At 55.9% G+C, this 23,632-nt stretch carries 20 protein-coding genes; 9 read left to right on the top strand and 11 right to left on the bottom strand.

Features of this window, described 5'->3' with window-relative positions:
- The first annotated feature begins 75 nt into the window (after positions 1-75).
- Together ftsI and rlmA are read left to right on the top strand one after the other, a co-directional pair.
- A complete protein-coding gene (ftsI, locus tag IYV58_RS16805) occupies positions 76-1,821 on the top strand; it encodes a peptidoglycan glycosyltransferase FtsI (RefSeq protein WP_004121995.1) in 1,746 nt (581 codons plus the stop codon).
- 60 nt (positions 1,822-1,881) lie between these two features.
- Complete coding sequence (rlmA, locus tag IYV58_RS16800; protein ID WP_004121994.1) at positions 1,882-2,676, top strand: 23S rRNA (guanine(745)-N(1))-methyltransferase; 795 nt, start codon at positions 1,882-1,884, stop codon at positions 2,674-2,676.
- Positions 2,677-2,679: 3 nt separating this feature from the next.
- Here the strand turns inward: rlmA and mntP are convergent, their stop codons facing one another.
- From mntP to manX, 5 genes are all read right to left on the bottom strand, one after another.
- Positions 2,680-3,246 (bottom strand): manganese efflux pump MntP, encoded by a 567-nt coding sequence (mntP, locus tag IYV58_RS16795; protein WP_004121993.1) that lies wholly within the window; start codon positions 3,244-3,246, stop codon positions 2,680-2,682.
- Positions 3,247-3,669: 423 nt separating this feature from the next.
- Entirely contained in the window at positions 3,670-4,128 is a 459-nt protein-coding gene (locus IYV58_RS16790) for a DUF986 family protein (protein ID WP_004121992.1), read from the bottom strand.
- Positions 4,129-4,181: 53 nt separating this feature from the next.
- Positions 4,182-5,033, bottom strand: coding sequence for a PTS mannose transporter subunit IID (locus tag IYV58_RS16785; protein WP_004103307.1), 852 nt, complete (start codon positions 5,031-5,033; stop codon positions 4,182-4,184).
- A gap of 12 nt (positions 5,034-5,045) precedes the next feature.
- On the bottom strand, positions 5,046-5,846 hold the full coding sequence (gene manY, locus IYV58_RS16780) for a PTS mannose transporter subunit IIC (RefSeq protein ID WP_004121991.1): 801 nt from the start codon (positions 5,844-5,846) through the stop codon (positions 5,046-5,048).
- Positions 5,847-5,906: 60 nt separating this feature from the next.
- Positions 5,907-6,875 (bottom strand): PTS mannose transporter subunit IIAB, encoded by a 969-nt coding sequence (manX, locus tag IYV58_RS16775; RefSeq protein ID WP_004138485.1) that lies wholly within the window; start codon positions 6,873-6,875, stop codon positions 5,907-5,909.
- 446 nt (positions 6,876-7,321) lie between these two features.
- Between manX and yoaE the strand changes: the two genes are divergently transcribed.
- The gene (gene yoaE, locus IYV58_RS16770; RefSeq protein WP_004121989.1) at positions 7,322-8,881 is read left to right on the top strand and encodes a CNNM family cation transport protein YoaE; all 1,560 of its coding nucleotides are present in this window, start codon (positions 7,322-7,324) and stop codon (positions 8,879-8,881) included.
- Positions 8,882-8,917: 36 nt separating this feature from the next.
- Here the strand turns inward: yoaE and IYV58_RS16765 are convergent, their stop codons facing one another.
- From IYV58_RS16765 to pabB, 4 genes are all read right to left on the bottom strand, one after another.
- The gene (locus IYV58_RS16765; protein WP_195729150.1) at positions 8,918-10,483 is read right to left on the bottom strand and encodes an EAL domain-containing protein; all 1,566 of its coding nucleotides are present in this window, start codon (positions 10,481-10,483) and stop codon (positions 8,918-8,920) included.
- 131 nt (positions 10,484-10,614) lie between these two features.
- Positions 10,615-11,979, bottom strand: coding sequence for an L-serine ammonia-lyase (gene sdaA, locus IYV58_RS16760; RefSeq protein WP_004121987.1), 1,365 nt, complete (start codon positions 11,977-11,979; stop codon positions 10,615-10,617).
- A gap of 162 nt (positions 11,980-12,141) precedes the next feature.
- The gene (locus tag IYV58_RS16755) at positions 12,142-12,720 is read right to left on the bottom strand and encodes a CoA pyrophosphatase (protein ID WP_004121986.1); all 579 of its coding nucleotides are present in this window, start codon (positions 12,718-12,720) and stop codon (positions 12,142-12,144) included.
- Positions 12,721-12,723: 3 nt separating this feature from the next.
- Positions 12,724-14,079 carry an aminodeoxychorismate synthase component 1 gene (gene pabB, locus IYV58_RS16750; RefSeq protein WP_195729149.1) on the bottom strand — a complete coding sequence of 452 codons (1,356 nt, stop codon included), beginning with the start codon at positions 14,077-14,079 and terminating at the stop codon, positions 12,724-12,726.
- A 90-nt stretch (positions 14,080-14,169) separates the two neighbouring features.
- Between pabB and IYV58_RS16745 the strand changes: the two genes are divergently transcribed.
- The gene (locus IYV58_RS16745; RefSeq protein ID WP_004103292.1) at positions 14,170-14,349 is read left to right on the top strand and encodes a YoaH family protein; all 180 of its coding nucleotides are present in this window, start codon (positions 14,170-14,172) and stop codon (positions 14,347-14,349) included.
- A 1-nt stretch (position 14,350) separates the two neighbouring features.
- Here the strand turns inward: IYV58_RS16745 and IYV58_RS16740 are convergent, their stop codons facing one another.
- Both IYV58_RS16740 and IYV58_RS16735 read right to left on the bottom strand, forming a co-directional pair.
- A complete protein-coding gene (locus IYV58_RS16740; RefSeq protein ID WP_112166200.1) occupies positions 14,351-16,381 on the bottom strand; it encodes a heparinase II/III domain-containing protein in 2,031 nt (676 codons plus the stop codon).
- Complete coding sequence (locus IYV58_RS16735; RefSeq protein WP_112166198.1) at positions 16,381-17,619, bottom strand: alginate lyase family protein; 1,239 nt, start codon at positions 17,617-17,619, stop codon at positions 16,381-16,383. The genes IYV58_RS16740 and IYV58_RS16735 overlap by 1 nt, the downstream gene beginning before the upstream one ends.
- A gap of 525 nt (positions 17,620-18,144) precedes the next feature.
- On the opposite strand from IYV58_RS16735, the gene IYV58_RS16730 reads away from it, so the two are divergent.
- From IYV58_RS16730 to IYV58_RS16710, 5 genes are read left to right on the top strand one after another with little or no spacing between them, the layout of a single operon-like run.
- Positions 18,145-19,434: an ABC transporter substrate-binding protein gene (locus IYV58_RS16730; protein WP_049114342.1), complete on the top strand. Its 1,290-nt coding sequence runs from the start codon at positions 18,145-18,147 to the stop codon at positions 19,432-19,434.
- 11 nt (positions 19,435-19,445) lie between these two features.
- Complete coding sequence (locus IYV58_RS16725; RefSeq protein WP_004121980.1) at positions 19,446-20,387, top strand: carbohydrate ABC transporter permease; 942 nt, start codon at positions 19,446-19,448, stop codon at positions 20,385-20,387.
- 9 nt (positions 20,388-20,396) lie between these two features.
- Entirely contained in the window at positions 20,397-21,236 is an 840-nt protein-coding gene (locus IYV58_RS16720; RefSeq protein ID WP_004121979.1) for a carbohydrate ABC transporter permease, read from the top strand.
- Positions 21,237-21,246: 10 nt separating this feature from the next.
- Positions 21,247-22,341: an ABC transporter ATP-binding protein gene (locus IYV58_RS16715; protein ID WP_004121978.1), complete on the top strand. Its 1,095-nt coding sequence runs from the start codon at positions 21,247-21,249 to the stop codon at positions 22,339-22,341.
- Positions 22,342-22,348: 7 nt separating this feature from the next.
- The gene (locus IYV58_RS16710) at positions 22,349-23,488 is read left to right on the top strand and encodes an alginate lyase family protein (RefSeq protein WP_004121977.1); all 1,140 of its coding nucleotides are present in this window, start codon (positions 22,349-22,351) and stop codon (positions 23,486-23,488) included.
- Positions 23,489-23,632 lie beyond the last annotated feature (144 nt).

Raw genomic sequence — 23,632 nt, 5'->3', positions numbered from 1 at the left:
TATTAGCACTGTTTAGCAACCTGTTTTGTCTATTTCTGTTAAATCAGATGCTTGCAAAACAATGATGGAGCTAAGGTGCAAAAGAACAAACTCAAGTCAGCCGCCAACTTTACCCCGCTTAGGTTTGGGTTGTTGTGCGTGGCGATTCTTTGCTGTATGGGACTGCTGTTGGTCCGGGTCGGCTGGCTACAAATTGTCTCCCCTGACAATCTGGTTAAACAAGAGGACATGCGATCCCTGCGCGAGGAGCCTATTGATGTGCAGCGCGGCACGATTAGCGACCGCGAGGGCCGACCGCTGGCGGTCAGCGTGCCGGTGAGCGCCGTCTGGGTCGATCCGCAAACCACGCTCGAAAAGGGGGGCGTCGGCTACGGTCCGCGCTGGCAAGCAATGGCGCAAGCTTTACATCTCAACCTTAGCGAGCTGGCCCACCGCGTCGAAGCGCACCCTCACGCGCGGTTTCTCTACCTGGCGCGCCAGATCAATCCGGAGCAGGCGGAGTGGATTGATAAGCTTCATCTGCCGGGGATCAATCTGCGCGATGAGTCGCGCCGCTTTTATCCGGCAGGGCACGTTGCCGCTAACCTGCTGGGTTTTACCAATATCGATAACCAGGGTATTGAAGGCGTTGAGAAAAGCTTTAACGTTCAGTTGACCGGTCAGCCCGGGCGTCGCCTGGTGCGCAAAGACCGGCACGGCAACGTCATCGAAAATATCACCGAAGTCCCGGCGGTTCCGGCCCACAATTTACAGCTCAGTATCGATGAGCGCCTGCAAACGGTGACAGAGGACGCGCTGGATAACGCTGTTCGCTGGAACAAGGCGGAATCAGGAGCGGCGGTATTAATTAAAATCGATACCGGGGAGATTCTGTCGATGGCCAGCTACCCGGACTTCAACCCGAACAATCGCGATGATGCGAAGCTGGATGATTTTCGCAATCGCGCCATTAGCGATACTTTCGAGCCGGGGTCGACGGTTAAACCGCTGGTGCTGATGACCGCGCTCCAGCAGGGCATTGTTCAGCCGGATAGCGTGGTGGATACTCATCCGTTTGTCCTCGATGGCCACCGTATTCGCGACGTGGGTTACTATCCCGAGCTCTCCCTCACCGGTATTCTGCAGAAATCCAGCGATACCGGGGTTTCACATTTGTCGCTGGCGATGCCAATTCAGCATCTTATCGATACCTATAAAGCGTTCGGTTTTGGCGACTCTACTGGCCTGGGATTGACCGGGGAGAGCGCCGGGTTGATGCCGCAGCGCCGCTATTGGGGCCAGTTGGACCGGGCGACATTCGCCTTCGGCTACGGCCTGATGGTCACGCCGCTCCAGCTGGCGCACGTGTATGCCACTATCGGCAGCTACGGTATCGAGCGTCCGCTATCAATAACCCGTATTGATCCGCCGGTGATGGGTACTCGGGTAATGCCGGAGCAAATCGTGCATGAAGTCGAACATATGATGGAGAGCGTCGCCTTACCGGGCGGCGGCGGGACCAAAGCGGCGGTACGCGACTATCGGGTGGCGGTAAAAACCGGTACCGCCAAAAAAATTGGACCGGATGGTAAATATATCGATAAGTACGTTGCCTATACCGCCGGCGTTGCGCCCGCCAGTAACCCGAAATTCGCGCTGGTGGTAGTGATGAACGATCCCAGTAACGGTTCGTATTACGGCGGAGCGGTTTCGGCGCCGGTATTCAGCCAGATTATGGGCGATGTGCTGCGCCTGGAAAACGTCATGCCCGATGGGATGCCGCAGGGGGCGGAAAATCTTATCGTGATGCATCGTGACGGAGCCCCGTCGCCTGCGCTGTAACGGTGGCCTGGAGGGGCGAATAGCGCTACACTTTCGCCCTTTCAGCACACCGGAGTTGTCATGTCTTACAGTTGCCCCCTTTGCCACGCGCCGCTTGAGCGCCGCGATAATAGCTATATCTGCCCGCAGCGGCATCAGTTCGATCTGGCGAAGGAAGGGTACGTCAATTTGCTGCCTGTGCAGTTTAAGCGCTCCCGCGATCCGGGCGACAGCGCTGAAATGATGCAGGCCAGGCGCGCGTTCCTTGATGCGGGGCATTATCAGCCGCTTCGCGAAGCTATCTGCGCTTATCTGCAAACCTTCGCGCCGACGGATTTATTGGATATTGGCTGCGGAGAAGGCTACTACACGCACGCTTTTGCCGCCATCGCGGCCCATAGCTGGGGCCTGGATGTGTCGAAATCGGCTATCCGCGCGGCGGCAAAACGTTATCCGCAGGTCAGCTTTTGCGTCGCTTCCAGCCAGCGTCTGCCGTTTGAGAACGCGAGCCTGGATGCGATAGTACGTATTTATGCTCCCTGTAATGCCCTTGAACTGGCGCGCGTTGTCAGGCCCGGCGGCTGGGTTATCACCGCGACGCCGGGACCTCGCCACCTTATGGAGCTGAAAGGGTTGATCTACGACGACGTGCGCTTGCATGAGCAGAGCAGGGAAGAGATGGAAGGATTTACGTTACGTCACCAGCAGCAGTTGGCCTATCCGATGCAGCTTAACGGCAGCGAGGCGGAAGCTTTACTGCAAATGACGCCGTTTGCGTGGCGGGCGAAGCCGCCGGTGAGGGAAGCGCTGCGCCAGCAGGCGCTGTTTGACTGCCAGACCGATTTTGCTATTCACTGCTGGCAGCGCGATGCCTGAGGATTAGCCAGCGAAATGGCTCCAGAGGATCTGGGCGCCAATGCCGATCAGCACGATACCGCCAAGGATTTCCGCCCGTTTGCCGAGCAGCGGGCCGATAAAACGTCCTACCATTATGCCCAGCGTCGACATCATCAACGTGGCGCAGCCGATAGCCAGCGCGGTGGCGATAATATTGACCTGCAGGAACGCCAGGCCAACGCCGACGGCCATCGCATCCAGGCTGGTGGCGAAAGCGGTGGTCACCAGTAGCCAAAAACCATGACGGCGCGGAGCTTCGCACTCATCGCTATCGCCGCCGCGTAACCCTTCGATAACCATTCGACCGCCGAGAAAAACCAGCAGCACAAAGGCAATCCAGTGGTTCCATTCGAGTACGAACTGGCTGGCGAGCATCCCCAAACCCCAGCCGACAAGCGGGGTGAGCGTTTCGATAGCGCCAAAGATCAGACCCGTCCGCAGGGCTTCAGAAAATTTAGGTTTATGGAGGGTCGCGCCTTTTCCAATAGAGGCCGCAAAGGCGTCCATGGACATGCCGAAGGCAAGAAGAATTGTAGCGGATACATTCATGAGAGCGTCCTGACCGGGGATAATCCATATGACACATCGCTGCCCCCAGTAAAAATACGCAGCACACCTAATGATAAAGTGCTGCGTACAGCAGTGATGCGTCTATGGTCTCGCCTGATTGAATACGTTCTGCTTCAACCCGCACGTGCCACGTTTTGCAACGAGTATGTTGACACGGACATTTTCTGCCAGGCAGAAAATTGGCTACTCCCCAACGACGGGCGCAACCTTAACATAATTTTAGAATATAAAACAATAACAGGACGCGGTTATTTTTCCAATCAAATGATAACGATTTTCATTTCAATTTATAGGTAAATGATTAGTTAATAAATATCGTTGAAGTGAACATCTGGAATATAGCCGTGGCTATATTCCAGACGTGGGGGAAGGGGTAAATATAGCGTTGGCTATATTTTTAAGCTATTGAGTGGAAACGAGAAGTTTGTATATCCTTTCCAGATCGTCGATATTTCGTACGCGAATAAGCAGGCGCCGTTGTTCTAATTGCATGACCAGTACGCCATCTTCCGATAAATTCATCTCTTTAATACGCTTATATTCGATCCAGATATTGGCGAAAAAAAAGCCCTGCTGCTTGAAAATGATTTTGGGTGAGCGGATCCAGAACAGATATAACCCCATTAAGGCCAGGGCAGATAATAACCAGGTGGTGATAAGTTCGCCGTGGTTGGCAATATTGTTATAAATCAGGATAGCTATGAGGCCGACGAAGATAATGCCATCGACGCGGTTGCGGCGGAGCAGGGGGATAGCCAGTAAAACTGGGCCATTACGGCGCGGCATGATGAACTGGTCGTAAACCGCAAACGCGAGCAAAACGAGAATAAACAGGATTAACACCAGGTCCGTGATTGTCATCCATCCTCCAAATAAAAAAGCCGGGGGCAAGCCCCCGGCGCACAACGTGTTGATTACTGACCCAGCAGTCCGACAGCGTAGCCGGCGATACCGATGACGAAGAAGCCCACGATGATCCACAGGGCGTTAACTTTCTTACGCAGCAGCCACATACAAGCGAAGGTCAGCAGCAGCGGTACCAGGCCCGGCATCAGCTGGTCAAGGATCGTCTGCACGGTAGTGACGCGAGTCTGGCCATCCTGACCGGTGATGGTGGAAACCACCAGCGGGATGTTCACGTGCGTCCACTTGTTAACCAGCGCCCCCATGACAAACAGGCCGAGAATTGACGCCCCCTCGGTCAGTTTCTGCAGGAAACCGCCGCCCATATCTTTAACGATGTCGATACCTTTACGGTAACCGTAAGCGACGCCGTAATAGCGGGTCAGCAGACGCACCGCGTTAAACAGGATAAAGAACAGCAGAGGGCCGAGCAGGCTTCCGCTCATGGCGATACCTGCGCCCAGTGCGGCGAATACCGGACGAACGGTACCCCAGAAGATCGGGTCGCCTACGCCGGCCAGCGGGCCCATCAGACCAACTTTGATACCGTTGATGGCGCCATCGTCGATTTCTGCGCCGTTAGCACGCTGCTCTTCCATCGCCAGCGTTACGCCGAGAACCGGAGCCGCAACGTAGGGATGGGTGTTAAAGAACTCAAGGTGACGCTTAATCGCCTGTTTGCGCGCATCGTTGTTCTCCGGATACAGGCGACGAATAGCCGGTACCATGGAGAAGCAGAAGCCCAGCGCCTGCATACGTTCGAAGTTCCATGAACCCTGGAACAGGTTAGAACGAATGAACACGCCACGAATATCACTCTGAGTGAGTTTTTTCTCGGTGGTATTTTTAGTCATATCAACCATTTCGCTCACCTGTTAGTCCAGTTCGTTGTCGAGATCGTTATTACCAGCAGCCTGCGCAGGCGCACCCGCGACGCGGTTATATTTCGGGCTCAGCTGAATGTAGAGGACAGCCATTACCGTACCAATCACACCCAGAGCAACCAGGTTGAAATCGGTGAACGCGGCGGTAACAAAGCCAAGGTAGAAGAACGGCATCAGGTAGCCGGCGCGCATCATATTGATGACCATCGCATAACCCACTACCACGATCATGCCACCCGCGATGTTCAGACCGCCGGTAACCACTTCAGGAATGGCGTTCAGCAGACCTTGTACTTCGCTGGTACCGACGGAAATCGCCACGATAACCGCAGGAATAGCGATACGCATCGCCTGCAGGAACAGTGACGAAACGTGCAGCCAGGAGATGGCCGTCAGGTTGCCATTTTCCGCCGCTTTATCCGCAGCGTGCTGGAAAGCAACGGTAATGGTACGGACGATAATGGTCAGCACCTGGCCCGCTGCCGCCAGCGGAATTGCCAGCGCGATACCGGCACCGATGCTTTGGTGGCCCGCGATAACCAGAACGGTTGAGATGATGGATGCAAGCGCGGCATCAGGCGCAACGGCGGCGCCGATGTTCATCCACCCCAGGGCGATCATTTCCAGGGTACCACCGATGATAATACCGGTTTTCATATCCCCGAGAACGGCGCCAATCAGCGTACAGGCCACCAGAGGACGGTGGAACTGAAATTCATCAAGTACCGACTCCATACCCGCAATACACGCGACGATGAACACCAGCACAATCTGAAGAAGGGTAATCTCCATTGTACTTCTCCTGTTGATTAAGTCTTAAGTTGAAAATTGAGTTGCGATCCGCAGAGAGGCTTATTTCACCTTGCCGATCAGATCCATCATTTTCAGTTTCTGGTCGGTGGAAACTTTGCGGGCTTCCAGTTCGATACCGCGGGCGTTCAACTTCTTGAACGCTTCAATATCTTTCTCATCGACCGAAATGGCGTTATTCACCTGCGTTTTGCCCTGACGGAAAGCCATGCCGCCGATGTTGACGCTGGTGATTTTCACACCGCCTTCAACAACACGTTCAACGTCCGTTGGGTTAGTGAACAGCAGCATAATGCGCTCGCCTGCGTATTTGGGGTTGTTATAGACACGAATCATTTTCGCCACGTCTACTACGTGGGCGGTAACGCCCGGAGGAGCAACCTGGGTCAGCAGCGTTTTACGCACGGTATCCGCCGCCACTTCGTCGCTGACGACGATAATGCGCGAAACGTTGGTCTCTTTGGTCCAGCGAGTGGCGACCTGGCCGTGAATTAAACGGTCATCGATACGCGCCAGCCCAATAACCATGTAGTCGTTTGGACCCATTGGCTTCAATGGCGCTGCCGCTTTCGGTGCCGCAGCCTGAACCGGAGCAGGGGCGGCCTTTTCCACCGGCTTCGCTTTCAGTGCCTTCACGCCTTCACGACCGGTTTCCACCGCCAGGGCGACCAGTTCATCAAACGAGGGGTTGTCGTCGCGCGCCATCAGCGTTTCGACCAGCATCGGGATATTGACGCCCGCGATGACTTCATAATGTTCTTTATCGACGACAATACGGCTGGCCGCGTTAAACGGGCTGCCTCCCCATGTATCGACGAGAAATAACACGCCTTTAGCCGTATCCAGCTTTGCCAACTGAGCGTTGTACTTCTCGATTAACGTTTCTGCGTTTTCGCCAGGAACGAAATCGATCCAGCCAACGTTTTCCTGTTCGCCCAGCAGCATTTCTGCCGTTTTTAACAGCTGTTCTGCAGCCCAACCATGTGTGCCTATTACAATAGCAATCGTCACTTGCTACCTCCTTTATAATCGTGAATGCATCATCTGTTGTGATACATCCTGAATCACTCTTGCGAACAAAATCGATTCAGTAAGGGTGTAAGATATAAAGTAATTACTACAGCGAATTATTTTAGACAGTGAAAAAATAATTAATGTGATGAAGCTCCGCTAATTATGCATCGGGTGCTAATTATTTTGCAGCGCAAAAAATAGCCTTAACTATTGCAAAGACAGGTAAATTTTTTCCAATAATGCTCTATATTTTGCTATGTTTACGTTCCGTTTAATTACTCAGGAGTATAGGGCATAGCCCGCTATATGGACCGTCACCGACGTCATTTCACCTTCCGGCACGCGCGTGCCGCAGTCACCTGCTACGTCTTTTCACCAGCAACAAGTGTCTCGTCTGTGCATGACACAGCGATGACTATGCCTGTCGTTAACTGGAGCTGCTCATGGAATTCTTAATGGATCCCTCTATTTGGGCCGGTTTGCTGACGCTTGTCGTCCTTGAAATCGTACTGGGTATCGACAACCTGGTGTTTATCGCCATCCTTGCCGACAAGCTGCCGCCAAAGCAGCGCGATAAGGCGCGCCTGATCGGCCTTTCGCTGGCGCTGTTTATGCGTCTGGGGCTACTGTCGGTCATTTCGTGGATGGTGACCCTGACGAAACCGCTTTTCAGCGTTGCCGATTTCTCGTTCTCCGGGCGCGATCTTATTATGCTGCTCGGCGGGATATTCTTGCTGTTTAAGGCGACCACCGAACTGCATGAACGGCTGGAGAACCGCCAGCATGACTCCGGTCATGGTAAAGGATATGCCAGTTTCTGGGTGGTGGTACTGCAAATCGTCGTACTTGACGCCGTGTTCTCGCTGGATGCCGTGATTACTGCGGTCGGGATGGTTAACCACCTGCCGGTGATGATGGCGGCGGTTGTGATTGCGATGGCGGTGATGCTGCTGGCCTCGAAGCCGTTGACTAATTTTGTCAACCAGCATCCGACGGTGGTGGTGCTCTGCCTGAGCTTCCTGCTGATGATCGGCCTGAGCCTGGTGGCGGAAGGATTTGGTTTCCATATACCGAAAGGTTACCTGTACGCCGCGATTGGCTTCTCGATAACCATCGAGTTCTTTAACCAGGTTGCGCGCCGTAACTTTATTCGCCATCAATCGACCCTGCCTCTGCGCGCGCGTACTGCCGATGCGATCCTGCGCCTGATGGGCGGGCGGAAGCAGAGCGCCCCGGCGCACGATAGCGACAGCTCGTCCGTGGTGCCAATACCGGAAGGCGCGTTTGCGGAAGAAGAGCGCTATATGATTAATGGCGTACTGACCCTGGCCCAGCGTTCGTTGCGCAGTATTATGACCCCACGCGGGGAAATTAGCTGGGTGAACGCAGAGCAAAGCGAAGATGAAATTCGCCGCCAGCTGCTCTCTTCCCCGCACAGCCTGTTCCCGGTCTGTCGCGGCGAGCTGGATGAAATCATCGGTATCGTACGGGCAAAAGAGATGCTGGTGGCGCTGGAGGCGGGTGACAACGTTGCCGCGCTGGCTTCCGCCTCGCCGGCGATTGTGGTCCCGGAAACGTTGGACCCTATCAACCTGCTCGGCGTGCTGCGCCGCGCCCGCGGTAGCTTTGTCATCGTCACTAACGAGTTTGGCGTGGTGCAGGGGCTGGTTACGCCGCTGGACGTACTGGAGGCGATTGCCGGTGAGTTCCCGGACGCCGACGAAACGCCGGAAATTGTCATCGATGGCGATGGCTGGCTGGTGAAAGGTTCAACCGACGTGCATGCGTTGCAGCAGGCGTTGGGCGTAGACGATCTGGTCGATGAGGACGAAGATATCGCCACGGTTGCCGGCCTGGTGATTGCCGTCAACGGCCATATTCCTCGTCCGGGCGACGTGCTTGAACTGTCGCCTCTGCAGTTCACCATCATTGAAGCCAACGACTACCGTGTCGATCTGGTGCGCGTTGTCAAGCTGCGTCAGTACAACGACGAAGAAGAGTAACGTTGATGCCCGCCGGCCTCATGCCGGCGGGCATTTTTAGGCGTTCATTTCCCGCCGCTTTTCCGCCGCCAGCCACTGCGGAAAGTCCTCTACCGGCATCGGCCGGGCGTAATAAAACCCCTGCAATAAATCAACGCCGTTGCCGCGCAGATACTCTTCCTGATCCTGGGTCTCGACGCCTTCCGCGACGGTAACAATTTTCAGACGATGGGCGAGAGCAATGATCATGTCGGTCACCGTCGCATTAACGCTATCAATCCCAATTGCGCTGGTAAACGATTTATCAATTTTCAGGACATCAGGGCGCAGCTTTTCCAGCCACGAAAGGGAGCTGTTGCCGGTACCGAAATCATCGATAGCCAGCTGGACGCCTTTGAAATGAAGATGCTCGGCCATATGGTGGTCGCCATCCTGCAGTACGTCACGTTCGGTGAGCTCAACGATCAGTTGCTGTATGGGATGGGCGCTAAACCAGTAGTGATGCAGATCGCGCAGCAGCTCGCCGTTGGCAAAATGGCGGGCGGCGACGTTAATGCTGATGTGAAAATGTTTGTCCTGAGGGAAGAGGGATAATTTGTGCGCTGTTTGCGAAATGACATAGCGGGTCAGGGGGACAATCAAATTATATCTTTCCGCGATGGGTATAAAAACATCTGGTGAGATAGTCCCTCTGCGCGGATTATTCCATCGCAGCAAAATTTCCACGCCACAGCATTGTCGGGTGCGTAAGTTCTGCTGGGGCTGACACCAGAGGGCGAACTCGTGCGCGGCAATGCCGAGATTAATTTCGCGGGAAAAGCTCATTCTTCCGGCGGTCGCCAGCCAGGCGATGCCGGTCATTAACAGGCTGATTACCAGCGCCAGCGGAAGCTCGGCCGGTAGTTCATTAAGGGCGACCGCCGAGGCTCCTGGCCCGCTGACGCTAATGGTAAAGGGAAACTCGGTCGACGGCTGGCGGTAGATGATTTGCTCGCCCGGTAGGGCTTCCTGTTTACTCAGCCCTGAACCGCTAATAAAGCTTTTTTCGCCTACGCTAAGGCCAATTCCGCTGATTAGCGCTGATTTTGCGTTGAAAATTAACTCGCCCAGCAGCTCAATGTTGATCACCAGCAGCACGCCGTCAGCGCCGCTAAGCGACGCGGGATACCACTGGATAAGTACCGGCGTCCCTTTGAGCAGCGAGGAGTCGTAGCTGAAGATGAGCAGGGGATGATGGGTTGGTAATGCCGGCTGTAGCTGGTGTATTGGAATATTGCGTTGGCCAAAAATACTCGAGCAGTACAGCAGGTTCGACTGGACCAGCGCAATTGAACGCACCGTTTGCAGCGATGCCGCCAGCTTACGTAACGTGAGGTGGACGTCCTGACAAGGCTGATTGACTAGATGCAGTAGCGCAACGTGCTGGGCCGCCAGAGGCCGCAGGATATTATCCATAGCGGCCACCATCTTGTTGGTGCTCATCTGAACGCGTTGCTGATTTAAGCTACGCTGCGAAATAAATCGTATTACTAAGGTTGTTGTCAGCGTCAGTAGTGCGACCAGCAGGCAAACCAGAATGCGTTTCCGGCGATAGGTTGTGATGACTTTTTGTGCAGTCTGCATGCGCGACGCCCTGTCGGCTAAAAGTGTTAATGAGAGTAACAGCCGTTATAGAGCAAGTGTAGAGGGCGCAGATAATAATATAGAGCGGAAAAAGGAGAATGCGCCCTTAGGCGCATTCTGTTGAGTAATGTTTAGTCGCACTGAACTTTGATAGCCAGGCCGCCGCGCGACGTTTCCCGGTATTTGGCGTTCATGTCTTTACCGGTTTCATACATGGTCTCAATAACCTTATCCAGTGAGACGCGCGGCTCGCTGGTGCGGCGCATTGCCATTCGGCTGGCGTTAATCGCTTTGACGGAGGCAATCGCGTTGCGTTCAATGCACGGAACCTGTACCTGTCCGGCCACCGGGTCGCAGGTCAGTCCCAGATTGTGTTCCATGCCGATTTCCGCCGCCACGCAGACCTGCTCCGGGCTGGCGCCAAGGATTTCAGCCAGGCCCGCGGCCGCCATTGAGCAGGCTACGCCCACTTCGCCCTGACAGCCCACTTCCGCGCCGGAAATGGAAGCGTTCATTTTGTACAGCGTGCCAATAGCCCCTGAAGCCAGGAAATAACGAATATAGATATCCGGACTGACGGGCTCGATAAAGTGGTCATAGTAGGCCAGCACCGCCGGAACGATGCCGCAGGCGCCGTTGGTGGGGGCCGTCACCACCCGGCCACCGGCGGCGTTTTCTTCGTTGACCGCCAGCGCAAACATATTGACCCAGTCCACCACGTTCATCGGGTCGTTAGAGAGCTTATCGCTGGCAACCAGCATCCGCCGCAGCGCCGAGGCGCGACGAGGAACGCGCAGCGGACCAGGCAGGACCCCTTCGGTATTCATCCCACGATCGATACAGGCGCGCATGGTCTGCCAGATATTGGCAAAATAGTCTTCAATCTCTTTTTTGCTGTGCAGCGCCAGCTCATTCTGCATCACCATGCCGGAGAGCGACATGCCGGTCTGTTTGCAGTAGCCCAGCATCTCCTGAGCGGATTTAAACGGATACGGAACGGCGAGTTCGCTGGCGCTCTCTTTGCCGAAATGTTCTTCATCGACGATAAAACCGCCGCCAATAGAATAATACGTTTTACTGTAGATCTCTTTCTCGCCAGCCCAGGCGTGAATGGTCATGCCGTTTTCATGCAGCGGCAGGTTGTCGCTACGAAAACGCATGCCGTCATTTTTCGGGAAGTCGACTTCATGTTGCCCTTGGGCCAGCAGCAGGCGTCCGCGCTCTTCAACGTCGCGGATAAACGCCGGAATCGCGTCGATATCGACCGTATCGGGCTGATTGCCCGCCAGCCCCATAATAATGGCGATATCCGTGTGGTGGCCTTTGCCTGTTAATGACAGTGAGCCGTAGACGTCAACCGCCAGGCGAGTCACTTCATTAAGCAATCCCTTTTCGACCAGGTCATCGACGAACTGTTTACCGGCCTTCATCGGGCCTACAGTATGGGAAGATGAGGGACCGATCCCCACCTTGAACATGTCGAATATACTAATCACGCTAACACTCCTGACAGGGTTGCCGCGGGTGCGGCAACGATGCAATAACTGCGCATAGTGTAAGAGGGAACCGGGCCATCAGCTTAAGTATTCACATGAATTAAACTAATGGGTAACCATGGATTTACTAATGCTGAGAACGCCGTCTCAGTTTTAGTATAGCTAAGGGCGGGAGCCTATCTGTAGCGCCAGTTCACGGATAATGCCGGCGGTCATTCCCCAGACAAAATAATGCTGATACCAGGATAGCCAGACGCGATGCGAATTGCCGCGGCGATGGATATCCAGCGGGTGGTAGCGTCCCAGGCGCAGCGCTTCGGCCAGCGGCATTTCGAAGACCGCGGCGACTTCATCCTGGCTGGCGTGATAGTGCAGGTCAGGCGGAATAATGCCCACTACCGGGGTGACCTGAAAACCGGTTACGCTATCGACCGGGGGCAGAACGCCGATCACCTCGACCGACTCCGGCGGGATCGCCACCTCTTCGTGGGCCTCGCGCAGCGCGGCGGCGATCAGGGTCGCATCGCTGTTATCCACCGCGCCGCCGGGGAAGGCGACCTGACCCGCGTGCTTGCGCATCAGCGGCGAACGCTGGGTCAGCAGCAGCCCCGGCTGCGGGCGGCGCACAATCGGTACCAGCACCGCCGCCTGACGCTGGTTGAGCGCGTGGCGCGTCGGCTGCGGGCGCAGGAGCTGAAAACGCGAAAGGAAATCGTCAAGTTCGAGGGCGCTGTCCGCCATGTGCTAGCTCTCCAGTTGATGCAGAATACGATTAACTTTATCAAAAGTTTCCTGATATTCCGCCGCCTCTTCGCTATCGGCCACAATTCCGCCGCCGGCGGAGCAGTAGATCCGCCCCTGGCAGGCCGTCAGCGTACGGATGGTAATGCTGGTATCCATATTGCCGCAGAAGCTGAGATATCCGATGCTGCCGCACCACGCATTGCGCCGCTGCGGCTCCAGTTCATCGATGATTTCCATCGCTCTGACCTTCGGCGCGCCGGTGATTGAGCCGCCGGGAAAGGCCGCGCGCAGCAGGTCGGCGGCGTGCAGATCAGCGGGCAATCGGGCGGCCACGGTGCTCACCAGATGATGCACGGCAGGGAAGGGCTCCACCACAAACAGCTCAGGAACGCGAACGCTACCGGGGACAGCAACCCGGCCAATATCGTTACGCATTAAATCGACGATCATCAGGTTTTCGGCGCGGTCTTTTGCTGAGTTCGCCAGCTTTTGCGCCTGCAACGCATCCTGCTCAGGATCGGCCAGCCTGGGCAACGTCCCCTTAATGGGCCGGGTTTGAATTTCGCCTTGCCGGAGCTGAATAAAACGCTCGGGCGACAGGCTTAATATGGCGCCCTCCTGGAGGCGAATAAAGGCGCTGAACGGTGCGCGATTGACGCGGTTTAGCTGACGGAAGGCCTGCCACTCATCCCCGCGATAGCTCGCCGTAAACCGCTGCGCCAGGTTAACCTGATAGCAGTCGCCGCTGTGCAGATAAGCCTGAACCTGGCGAAACTTCTTGCCATACTCCGCGCGGCTCATATTTGAGCGCCACCCTGAGGTGAGGGCAAAGGGAGCAGCGGCAGGCTCAGCCTGCGCTTCCAGCCACGTCAGCCGCGCCTGCGGGTCGTCATAGCTGAATAACGACACTTCCCGGCGCTGATGATCGACGATTAACGCCCAATCATAAATGCCTACCGCCATATCCGGCAGATCGATATCCGCCTCGGCCTGCGTCGGCAGATTTTCAAAGCGGCGACCCAGATCGTAACCGAACAGCCCCAGCGCCCCGCCGAGAAACGGCAACTGCGGATGAGCGTGCGGCTGCAGCTTAAAGCGCGCCAGCTGTTGATGCACGAGGGTGAGCGGATCGGCGGCAGAGGTTGAGAGGGTTTCCCCTTCGTTTATGACGGTCATATCGCCGCGAGTCACCAGCGTTGCGCGCGGCTGGGCGACAACAATGTCAAAACGATTATGCGGATGTTCGGCAAAACCGGAGTGCAGCAGCATCGCCCAGGGCTGTGAACTTAATGGGCTAAAATAGTATTCAGCGGCATCCGGACGCCAGGGCAGGGAAATCATAGCGGGGGACAACATGGTCTTCATTAATCCTGATCGTGACCGCCCGCTGGTATACGAGAGGACGGCGTGAAATAATTACGCCCCACAATGTAGCAGGAGTAAGTGATGTTTGCAGGTTTACCTTCGCTGAGCCACGAGCAACAGCAAAAAGCAGTTGAACGAATTCAGGAGCTGATGTCGCAGGGCATGAGCAGCGGCCAGGCCATCGCTTTGGTGGCAGATGAACTGCGCGCCTCACATACCGGCGATCGGATTGTGGCGCGCTTTGAGGATGAAGACGAGTAAATTACTCTGCGTACTGAGGTGAGACGCCGCTTTCCGCGAGCGGAAGGATCGCATCAGGTCGTTTTCCTGGCTCGTCGTATAGCGTCACGTGCGTCACGCGATCGCCGCGCCAGAAGGTAATTTGCGTACCGACTGGCGTATGATGCACGTTCACTTCCGTCAGCGGCGCGCTGTTTGCCAGATCCCACAGACACACAAAACGCGCCTGCGGCAGGTGATTACGTATTACCAGATAGCTAAGATTGCGAATCGCCGGGTTATCGGGCGCCAGCCCTTGCCAGAGTTCACCATCACCGGATAGCCAGAGCGCAACGGTATCGCCGCCGCGCGCAAAGTGGCGCGGCTGACAGCCGTTCAGCGGCGTCACGGTTGCTTCGGTCATTCGCCGCAGCGGCCCGCTGAGCGAAAAAGGTTGGGCCAAGCCGCTCTGGTCCAGCGCCTGTGCCGCCAGATGCAGCGTCCAGTCGAGCTGCTGGCGATGCGGGTTCTCCACGGAGGACAGATCGATCAGCACATCTTCAAGCCACAGCAGGCGACGGCGGAAGCGCACGTCCCGCCAGGCCGTATCGTCCCACTCGACGCGGCTATGGCTGTTGAGCTCCGGCGGCGGTTTGCCCCAATCAACCTCGCTATCCAGCCACAGAAAGTCGTCATCCATATGCCAGCCCAGCACCTGCGGGTTGGCCGGAGGCTGGTTGCTCTGATTAACGCAAAGCGTATTGTGGGTGGCGCTGTTTTTGTAATAGTCGTAGTGCATTTTCGCGCCGTATCCTGTGGTGCCCATATCCGTGAGCAGCCAGCCGTCGCGATGCCAGAGCATCAGCCCCAGCCGGTCGTAATGGTCGTGCTCGCCGCCCCAGGGACTGTGCTTAATCAGCAGCGCCTGCTGCGGCCGTCGCCATAGCGTCAGACCCGCGCCCGGCGCAAACAGCGACTGCCGTGGGATGAGCGGCAGGCGGGATTCCGGCAGAGGCCGTTCGCGCCATAGCAGGGTTTCACGCTCATCGGGTGCCGTTTCGGTAAACTGCAGGACCGCGGCGTACTGCGGGTCACGCCAGATAAACCAGGCGAACTCGTACAGATCCCGGTGATGGAGTTTCTCCTGCCCGGCGAGGCAGTCATTAAGCCGGGGGAAAGTGCCGTCCGGCAGCAGCAGCGACAGTGGGAACTTCAGCATCGCCTGATACCAGGGACCGTCCAGCAGGCTCCAGCGGCTGCCGCGCGCCAGCTTTTCGAAGGCAAAAAAACCCTGCAGCGCGTAATAGTGGTAGTGAATCGAACCTTCAAACCAGATCCCTTCCGCCAGCAGGCCGTTTTCCAGCTGCCAGCGCAGGCCATACGGCTGGTTAACGGCAAACTCCAGCAGGGTTTCATCTTCGAGGACGAAACCCAGTACGCCAAGCGCCGCGCTGATTTTGACCTCATGGTTATGGATCTGCGGACTACGATGGTCGCGCAAAAACGTGGCCGCACAGCGCAGCAGGTTTTCACTGATATGCCGCTGCTCGCCGGGCGTCAGGCTGTCGCGAATAAAGTCATAACCCAGCGCCATTTCCAGAATGCAGTTGGCTTCGCACAGCGTCTGGGCGTTCATCTTTCCCGGTCCGTTGTTGGGAATATCGCCGTGAATCTCATAGCCGGGATAGACATCCGCGTAACCCATCAGCAGCGTGCGAACTTTATCGCGATACGCTGTTTCGCCGGTCAGCCGCCAAAGCAGGCCAAGCTGCTGACAGGCGCTGGCGTTTCGGCCATTCATCTCGCGCCACCAGGCGCCGTCCCACGGTTCGCCGCTAAATAGTTCCCCATCGACCGGGCAGGCATGCTGGTGGGGCGTATCCGCCCGCCACGTCAGGCGTACGCCGTGGCGCGGACAAAAGTAGTAGAGATTCCAGCTGGCGATGCCTGACTGCGGAATGCGAACCGCTGCCTGAAGTACCGGCTGCGCATCTTTCACCAGCCGCTCAAGCAGTCCGCTATTCGCGGCTGCGCGTCCGACAATGTCGGGCCAGAGCCCAGAAAATTGTTTCATTAGCGGTTATCCCTGACCTCTGACGATGCGGAAAGCGGGGCGATGAGCGTCGTGATATCGTCGGGATACTTCGCCCGCAGCCACTGCGCTTTGTCACGGAACAGCGGATCTTCCGGCCAGGCGTGCGCGGCGGTGGCGATATTGCGCAGCGCTTTCTTGTCATCCATTTTATCGAGGTCTTTCCAGGGCCATGGCGTATCACTGTTAATAAACCCGGCGATGTACTGATAGCCTTTGCGCAGGCTATGGTCGTCGAGGGTGAAGTTCCAGATATCGACGCCCGCTTTTTCGCCCAGTCGCCCGAGGCGGTTGTAGGCTTCGAGGTTGAAATTGCTGTAGTGCCACGGACGCGTGCGTTCCAGTTCGGCCATCTGGCGGCCTTCAATATCAAATTGTCCCGCAATACGCCGCAGCTGGGTGATGTACAGGCGCTTTTTCGCCTCGTCGATTTTACCGCTGAACAGGGCGAAGGCGGCGGCCTGCATATCAAAATAGCTGCCGTGATTGTTATGCCAGTTCTCTTCTTCAAAGCCGTTCTGGCTGGTGGTCATCCAGTGGTAATAGTCACCAAACCACTGCTTTAAAGCGCTAACGTCGTTATCGTTCAGCGCAGCTGAGGATTGCAGCAGGGCGATCGCGTCAACGACGTCAACCAGCGCGCGGCTATCAATAATGCCGATACCGCGTCCGGTATTAATACCGGGAATGGCCTGGGCATGCTGCAGGTTGGGGTTCATGCGCGTTTTGGGATCGAGAAACCAGCGCTTTAACTGCGCCGCCGCTTTTTGCGCGTAGCGATCGTCGTGAGAGAAGTACCACGCCAGCGCCAGCGTTGACACGTCGTTACTCATCTTCACCAGCCGGTTCTTATCGGTAGCGTCGCTATTGGCGTCAGGGTTGGTTTGCCCATCTTTGCGGATATAGGGAAGCCCGTCCTGGGTATCAGGGTTTGGCCACCAGTAAGGTGGAAAACTGTAGTAGTCGTGCTTGTTGCCGCTGGCGGCGACCAGCGTTTTATCCATCACCGAGAACAGCGGATGTTTGAGCGCCAGGTCGGCTTTTTTTAGCAGAGCCGCTTGCGCCTGAACAAATAGCGGGTCTTTCGCGGCAATCTGCTGGCGGCTGAAGGCTAAATCCTTTCCGTCTAGCGTGTACGGCTCAGCGGCATATGAGGAGGCGCTCAGGCCGGAACAAAACAGCGCAATGCCTAACAAACCTCGGCGAGGTATTGAGTTCATCGTGATAACCCTTCTGCAAATATGAGAAAAGATAACAAAAAAATTATACCTGACGCGTATTTAAAGGACGCGCAAAACAGGCGGTGTAATTAAAAACAATATATTTAAATATTCGATGGCGAGCAGTGTAAAAGACAAAGTGATTTTTTTTGTGACCTCCTTCAAGTTTAACGCCCTGGATAAATAATGACGCTATTAATGCAGTGTGCATCACGTATTTTGCCATTTTTCTATACTTTTTGATTTTTTTAACAAAAACGGTAAATTTATAAGTTGTTGATTTTTGTTATTATTTATTTTTGGTCACTTTTATTGTCACTTTTTGGTGTGATCTGTCTCAATTTTCTGATTTTTGAAACGCAATTTCTTTTTTGCATGGTTGTATTGGGAAATACATTTCTATCTAATGAATGGAAATATTTCTTGCGTCAGCTGTATTAACGCCTGAGCGATATTCAAATTTCTTTTTATGTATTAATTGAGAATTTAATTACCTTTGTGCCCTACAATAAAGGATATGCCATCATGTCTGCCAATAAATTGCGTTCATTGTTACTTCTTACCGCGCTCGGGCTCGGCGTTAGCCAAAGCTACGCCGCGACTACGCTCAACGTCTGGATCCGCGCCAGCAATGACTCGAAGAATATCTACAAACAAGAGGCGGAAAAGTTTGAAGAAAAAACCGGTATCAAAATTGAGTATTTCAACGCCACTACCGACTTTGAACAGCGACTGGCGCGCGCTACGGCGGGAAACGCCTTACCCGATCTGATTTTTAACGATGCGGCGTCGCTGGGGCAGTTTATCCAGTTGGGTATTGCTGAAGAAATTGACCCGCAGGCGATCGCGGGCGGCGACCAGCTATTCCAGACGGCATGGAAGAGTACCCGCTATATCGACGGTAAATACTATGGCGTACCGACCTCCGCGCAAACTTTCGCCCTGTTTGTGCGCAAAGACTGGCGGGAAAAACTGGGGCTGCCGCAGCCGAAGAGCTGGGATGATATTCAGGCCCTGGCAAAAGCCTTCACCACCCAGGATCCCGATGGCAACGGTAAAAATGATACCTACGGATTTATCGTTCCCGCCTCCACGACGCGCGGCTACGCCAGCTGGTTTATGAGCAGCTTTATCTGGCAGGCGGGCGGTGATTTCGTGACGGAACGCAGCGGAAAATTCAGCGCCTCGCTCAATACGCCGGAAGTGGCTCAGGCGATGAACTTTATGCGCACTATGATGTGCGACAAAGTCACGCAGCCGGGTGCGATTAACGCCACTACCGCCGACGTTATTCCCTCCTTCCGCTCCGGGCAAAGCGGCATGTTCTTCAGCGGCCCGTACCATATCGCGCTGTTCGATAAAGACCCTGGTAAAGACAACTTTGAAGTGATTCCGGTGGTGGGGCCGAAAGGTGAGGCCACCCTCGCCGAGGGCACCACGGTCTTTATGATGAAGAGCAGTGTACAGAAAGAGGCGGCGCGTCAATTTATCGAATTTATGATCTCCCCGGAAGGTCAGGAAATCGGCATGGGTAAAGGCAGCCAGCATATACCGGTGGTGCGCCTGCCGGTGAATAAGAACGTCGACGTCAAAGCCGTTTATCAGGACGCGCGCTGGGAGACTTTCGCCCGACTTTACAATGAACAGGGGCGCTACGTACCGCAAATTCCCAACTGGACGCCGGTACGTCAGGTGGCAGCCGAAGGCTTTAACCGCATTTTTGCCGACTGCGGCAGCGATATTGCCGCTGAGCTGAAGACGCTCGACGGCAAGGTGAACGCTGAGCTGAAAAAACAAAATGTGCTGGCTAACTGAGGACATAGGTTATGACGCTGCATGAGACGAAGTCCTCGCCGATAAAGCAGGCCGCTTCGCCTGACTCGGCCGGATGGCTGAGCGCAAAGCGTAAGCGGGCGCTGATCCCGTGGCTGTTTTTAGCGCCTGCGCTAATTATTTTCAGCTGGTTTAAGTTTATCCCGATGATTCAGGGTCTGGTGATGAGCTTTTACAAAGTCAACTTTAATCAGCCGAACGAGTGGGTAGGGCTGGATAACTTCACCCGCGCTTTTGCCGACGCCGAGCTGCACGCGGCGGTGGTGAACACGCTGCTGTACGTTGTGGTAACGATGTTCGCCGCGGCTATCCTGGCCTTTTTTCTCGCCATGTTGCTGGAAGGCCCGGCGCGCCATCTGCGTTTTATTCGCACCGCCATCTTTTTACCCGCGGTCACCAGCGCAGCGATCGTCGCCGAAATGTGGCGAATTTTATTCAACCCAACGCCCAACGGCGTGGTTAACCACATCCTGAGCTGGTTTGGCGTCGCCGACCAGGGCTTTCTTGCTAGCTCCGATCAGGCGCTGGGGGTCATCATGCTGCTGCATATCTGGAAGGCGGTGCCTTACAACATGGTGATTTTTATTGCCGGCCTGGCGGGGATCAGCCGCGATTTATACGATGCGGCGAACGTCGACGGCGCCAGCTGGTGGAACCGCCTGCGCTACGTCACGCTGCCTGGCATGATCCCGGCGCTCTCGGTGGTGCTGATGCTCTCCTTTATTCGTGGTTTTCGCGTGTTTGCCGAGGTGTATGCCACCACCGGCGGGGGACCGTCTAACGCCACGGAAATGGTCATGACCCACATCTATAAATTGGGTTTTGAGCAGTTTGACTATGGCTACGCTTCGGCGGTGTCGTTTCTGCTGTTCACCTTCACGGTGTTGTTAACCATTTGTCATCTGACGCTGAAAAAACGTATCGCCCGTTACTAAGGAGCCGCGATGTTAAGTAAACGTTGGGATACCGCAGGACGCTGGTGCATCTACGCGCTGCTGCTGATTGTCTTTGTCGGTCCGTTCTGGGGCATCGTCGCCACGGCATTCAGCGGTGCGCCGGTGAAACCGGGCGAACTGCTGGCCTGGCCGAATCAGTTCTCATTTGAAAACTTCATCTTTGCGTGGATGGATATTGGCGTCTGGCAGTATCTGCTGAACTCCATTCTGGTGGTGTTCTTCGGCACCGTTCTGCAGGTGTCGGTCAGCGCGCTGGCGGCCTATGCGCTGGCGCGTAAGAAGTTTCGCGGCGTGGCGCTGGTGAGCCTGGTGATTTTGTCCACCATGATGCTGCCGGAAGAGGTTATCGCCATTCCGCTGTACATGATTATTAACTGGCGGCTGCCGTTCATCGACGCCTCGCTGTACAACAGCTACCTCGGGATGATTTTACCGGTTGTCGGCTGGGCGTTTTCTATCTTTGTCCTGACTGAATTTATGTCGGCGATTCCGAAAGAGCTGGAGGAGGCGGCGCGGATTGATGGCGCTAACGAGTGGCAGATTTTCTTCCACGTCATCCTGCCGCTGGTGAAACCGGCGCTCGGAACGGTGGTGACCTTCGGCTTTATTATGATTTGGGACCAGTACCTGCTGCCGCTGATCGTGGTCAACCAGGACAGCCTGAATACCATTCCGGTGATCCTTGGTACGCTGCGTACCGATGAGAGCATCACGCCGAACATTTTTATCGCTATAACGCTGCTGGCGATGCTGCCCAGCATCATCGTCTACCTGGGTCTGCAAAAACATTTCAATCGCGGGATTATGTCCGGCGCGGTCAAAGGATAAGGAGTTACCGATGGGATCTGTTGTACTGAATAGCGTCCGTAAATCGTATGGTGATGCGCACGTGATTAAAGACGTGTCGTTGACAATCCCGGACGGCGAGTTCTGCGTCCTTGTGGGGCCCAGCGGCTGCGGAAAGTCCACGCTACTGCGCATGATCGCCGGACTGGAGGAGATCTCCGGCGGGGACGTGCACATCAACGAGCGTAACGTCACGGAAGTGGAGCCGAAGCTACGCGACATTGCGATGGTGTTCCAGAGCTATGCGCTCTACCCGCAGATGACGGTGCGTGAAAATATGGGCTTTGCCCTGAAGATGGCTAAACTGCCAAAAGCGGAGATCAATCAGAAGGTTAATGAAGCGGCGGCGCTACTGGGGCTGGAGCCGCTACTGGAGCGCCTGCCCAAAGATCTCTCCGGCGGCCAGCGCCAGCGCGTGGCGATGGGGCGGGCGATCGTGCGTAAGCCGCAGGTGTTTTTATTCGATGAACCGCTCTCCAACCTGGACGCCAAGCTACGTACCCAGGTGCGCGGCGAGATCCGCGAACTGCATCGTCGACTGAAAACCACCTCGGTGTACGTTACCCACGATCAGATTGAGGCCATGACCATGGGACAGATGATCGTCGTCCTGCGCGATGGGCGAATTGAACAGGCGGGTACCCCGCTGGAGCTGTACGACCGGCCGGCGAATCTGTTCGTGGCCGGATTTATCGGTTCGCCGGAGATTAACCAGCTTCCCGGCGAGGTTGTGCTGAACGGCAACGCGACCAGCTTGCGTCTGAAAGATGGCTCGCTGCTGGCGTTGCCTGCGGGTTTACGGGTGATTGACGGCCAGCAGGTGGTGTACGCCATTCGCCCCGAGCAGGTCAACGTGGTCCATGAAGCGCGCGACGATGCGCTGGCGGCGACGGTGACGGCGGTGGAGAACACCGGTTCGGATATGCAGCTGTTCTGCGATACCGGCGGCGGGGCGTTTACCTCGGTGTTCAAACAGCGTCTGGCAGTAAAAGAGGGGGATAAGATCTGGCTACAGCCGAAACTCTCGGGCGTGCACCTGTTCGATGCGCAAAGCGGTCAACGCATAGCGTGCCGGGAGGTAAATTAAGGTGGCGATGAAGCTGTACACCCTTGATGAAACCTGCCTGGAAAACGCCCGGGCGGGCTTAAAACAGCCGTTTTCGCCGCTGCAGCTGGCGCTGAGCAAGCTGGTGTCGGAGGCTGACATTCTGCGCCGTGAAGCGCCGGAAAGCGTGGTGCACAAAAAACTGCGCCCGGCGAGCGGCGATGCGCACGATTACTACAGTCTGGGGACCTACTGGTGGCCAAACCCGCGGCGTCCCAACGGGTTACCCTATATTCGCCGCGACGGGCATATTAATCCGCAGTGTGAGAACAACGATACCGACACCTCGCGCATTATCCGCATGTGCGAACGGTGTCTGACCCTGGGACTGGCGTGGTACTTCACCGGCCAGCGCCAGTACGCGCAGGCGGCGGCCGCGCAGATCCGCTGCTGGTTCCTCGATGCCGACACGCGAATGAATCCGCATCTGAACTATGGCCAGGCAATCCCGGGGATTGTTTCCGGCCGCGGCACCGGGCTGATTGACACCCGCTTAATGTGGATGGTGGTGGACACCATCGGTTTGATTAACACGGCGAGTGTGCTTGATACCGACGATATAATCGGCCTGCACCAGTGGTTCCGCGATTTTAACCACTGGATGTACTACAGCGACATTGGCCACTCAGAGTACGTCTGGCACAACAACCACGGCACCTGGTACGACGCCCAGCGGACGGTTAACGCGCTTTTCTATGGCGATAAAGGGCTGGCGGCGCGGATCATCGAGCAGGGGATCACCCAGCGGATGGCGGCGCAGATTGATCAGGATGGCAAACAGACCATGGAGCTCGAACGTACTATCCCTTTCCACTACTCGCTGTTTAACCTGGAAGCGCATCTGCTGCTCAACCGCTATGCCGAGCACGTCGAGTTTGACCGTTGGAACGCCATCCGCGATGGGCGAGGCGTGAAGCAGGGGATCGATTACCTGGTGCCGTTTATTCGGGAACCGGATCTCTGGCCCTACAGCGACCTGCAGGGAATCGTGTGGGATAGCGCGCTGCGCGTGCTGCTGCAGTCAGTGAGGGGCTACGCAAAACAATCTGCCAGCTATCGTGAAGCGCTGAAATGTGTGCCGCAGGAGACGCTGCAGCTGAAGGAACAGCTCATGTGGTGTCCGGGCTGATAGAACAATGCTTCTTGCCTCCTGACGGCGCCGTGGCTGGTCGGCCTGGCTGGTATGTAGCCCGTAGTAAAAGGCGTTTACGCCGCTATCCGGGGAATGCGCCGGATAGCGGCTTTGGCGCGGCTTCTTCCCGGGCGGCGCTAC

The organism is Klebsiella sp. BDA134-6, assembly GCF_015601345.1.
In the GTDB taxonomy this organism is placed as follows: Bacteria; Pseudomonadota; Gammaproteobacteria; order Enterobacterales; family Enterobacteriaceae; genus Klebsiella; species Klebsiella grimontii.
The sequence above is the reverse complement of the archived record's forward strand: the minus strand, read 5'-3'. Positions and strand labels throughout refer to the sequence as shown.

What these genes read in the sequence shown, in the direction of transcription:
- IYV58_RS16785 (WP_004103307.1), bottom strand. Translation starts at nt 5,033, where the DNA reads ATGGTTGATATGACTAAAAATACCACCGAGAAAAAACTCACTCAGAGT.
- IYV58_RS16720 (WP_004121979.1), top strand. Translation starts at nt 20,397, where the DNA reads ATGTTAAGTAAACGTTGGGATACCGCAGGACGCTGGTGCATCTACGCG.
- IYV58_RS16735 (WP_112166198.1), bottom strand. Translation starts at nt 17,619, where the DNA reads ATGAACTCAATACCTCGCCGAGGTTTGTTAGGCATTGCGCTGTTTTGT.
- IYV58_RS16765 (WP_195729150.1), bottom strand. Translation starts at nt 10,483, where the DNA reads ATGCAGACTGCACAAAAAGTCATCACAACCTATCGCCGGAAACGCATT.
- manY (WP_004121991.1), bottom strand. Translation starts at nt 5,846, where the DNA reads ATGGAGATTACCCTTCTTCAGATTGTGCTGGTGTTCATCGTCGCGTGT.
- IYV58_RS16740 (WP_112166200.1), bottom strand. Translation starts at nt 16,381, where the DNA reads ATGAAACAATTTTCTGGGCTCTGGCCCGACATTGTCGGACGCGCAGCC.
- rlmA (WP_004121994.1), top strand. Translation starts at nt 1,882, where the DNA reads ATGTCTTACAGTTGCCCCCTTTGCCACGCGCCGCTTGAGCGCCGCGAT.
- IYV58_RS16710 (WP_004121977.1), top strand. Translation starts at nt 22,349, where the DNA reads ATGAAGCTGTACACCCTTGATGAAACCTGCCTGGAAAACGCCCGGGCG.
- yoaE (WP_004121989.1), top strand. Translation starts at nt 7,322, where the DNA reads ATGGAATTCTTAATGGATCCCTCTATTTGGGCCGGTTTGCTGACGCTT.
- IYV58_RS16715 (WP_004121978.1), top strand. Translation starts at nt 21,247, where the DNA reads ATGGGATCTGTTGTACTGAATAGCGTCCGTAAATCGTATGGTGATGCG.
- IYV58_RS16790 (WP_004121992.1), bottom strand. Translation starts at nt 4,128, where the DNA reads ATGACAATCACGGACCTGGTGTTAATCCTGTTTATTCTCGTTTTGCTC.
- IYV58_RS16730 (WP_049114342.1), top strand. Translation starts at nt 18,145, where the DNA reads ATGTCTGCCAATAAATTGCGTTCATTGTTACTTCTTACCGCGCTCGGG.
- mntP (WP_004121993.1), bottom strand. Translation starts at nt 3,246, where the DNA reads ATGAATGTATCCGCTACAATTCTTCTTGCCTTCGGCATGTCCATGGAC.
- IYV58_RS16725 (WP_004121980.1), top strand. Translation starts at nt 19,446, where the DNA reads ATGACGCTGCATGAGACGAAGTCCTCGCCGATAAAGCAGGCCGCTTCG.
- IYV58_RS16745 (WP_004103292.1), top strand. Translation starts at nt 14,170, where the DNA reads ATGTTTGCAGGTTTACCTTCGCTGAGCCACGAGCAACAGCAAAAAGCA.
- pabB (WP_195729149.1), bottom strand. Translation starts at nt 14,079, where the DNA reads ATGTTGTCCCCCGCTATGATTTCCCTGCCCTGGCGTCCGGATGCCGCT.
- IYV58_RS16755 (WP_004121986.1), bottom strand. Translation starts at nt 12,720, where the DNA reads ATGGCGGACAGCGCCCTCGAACTTGACGATTTCCTTTCGCGTTTTCAG.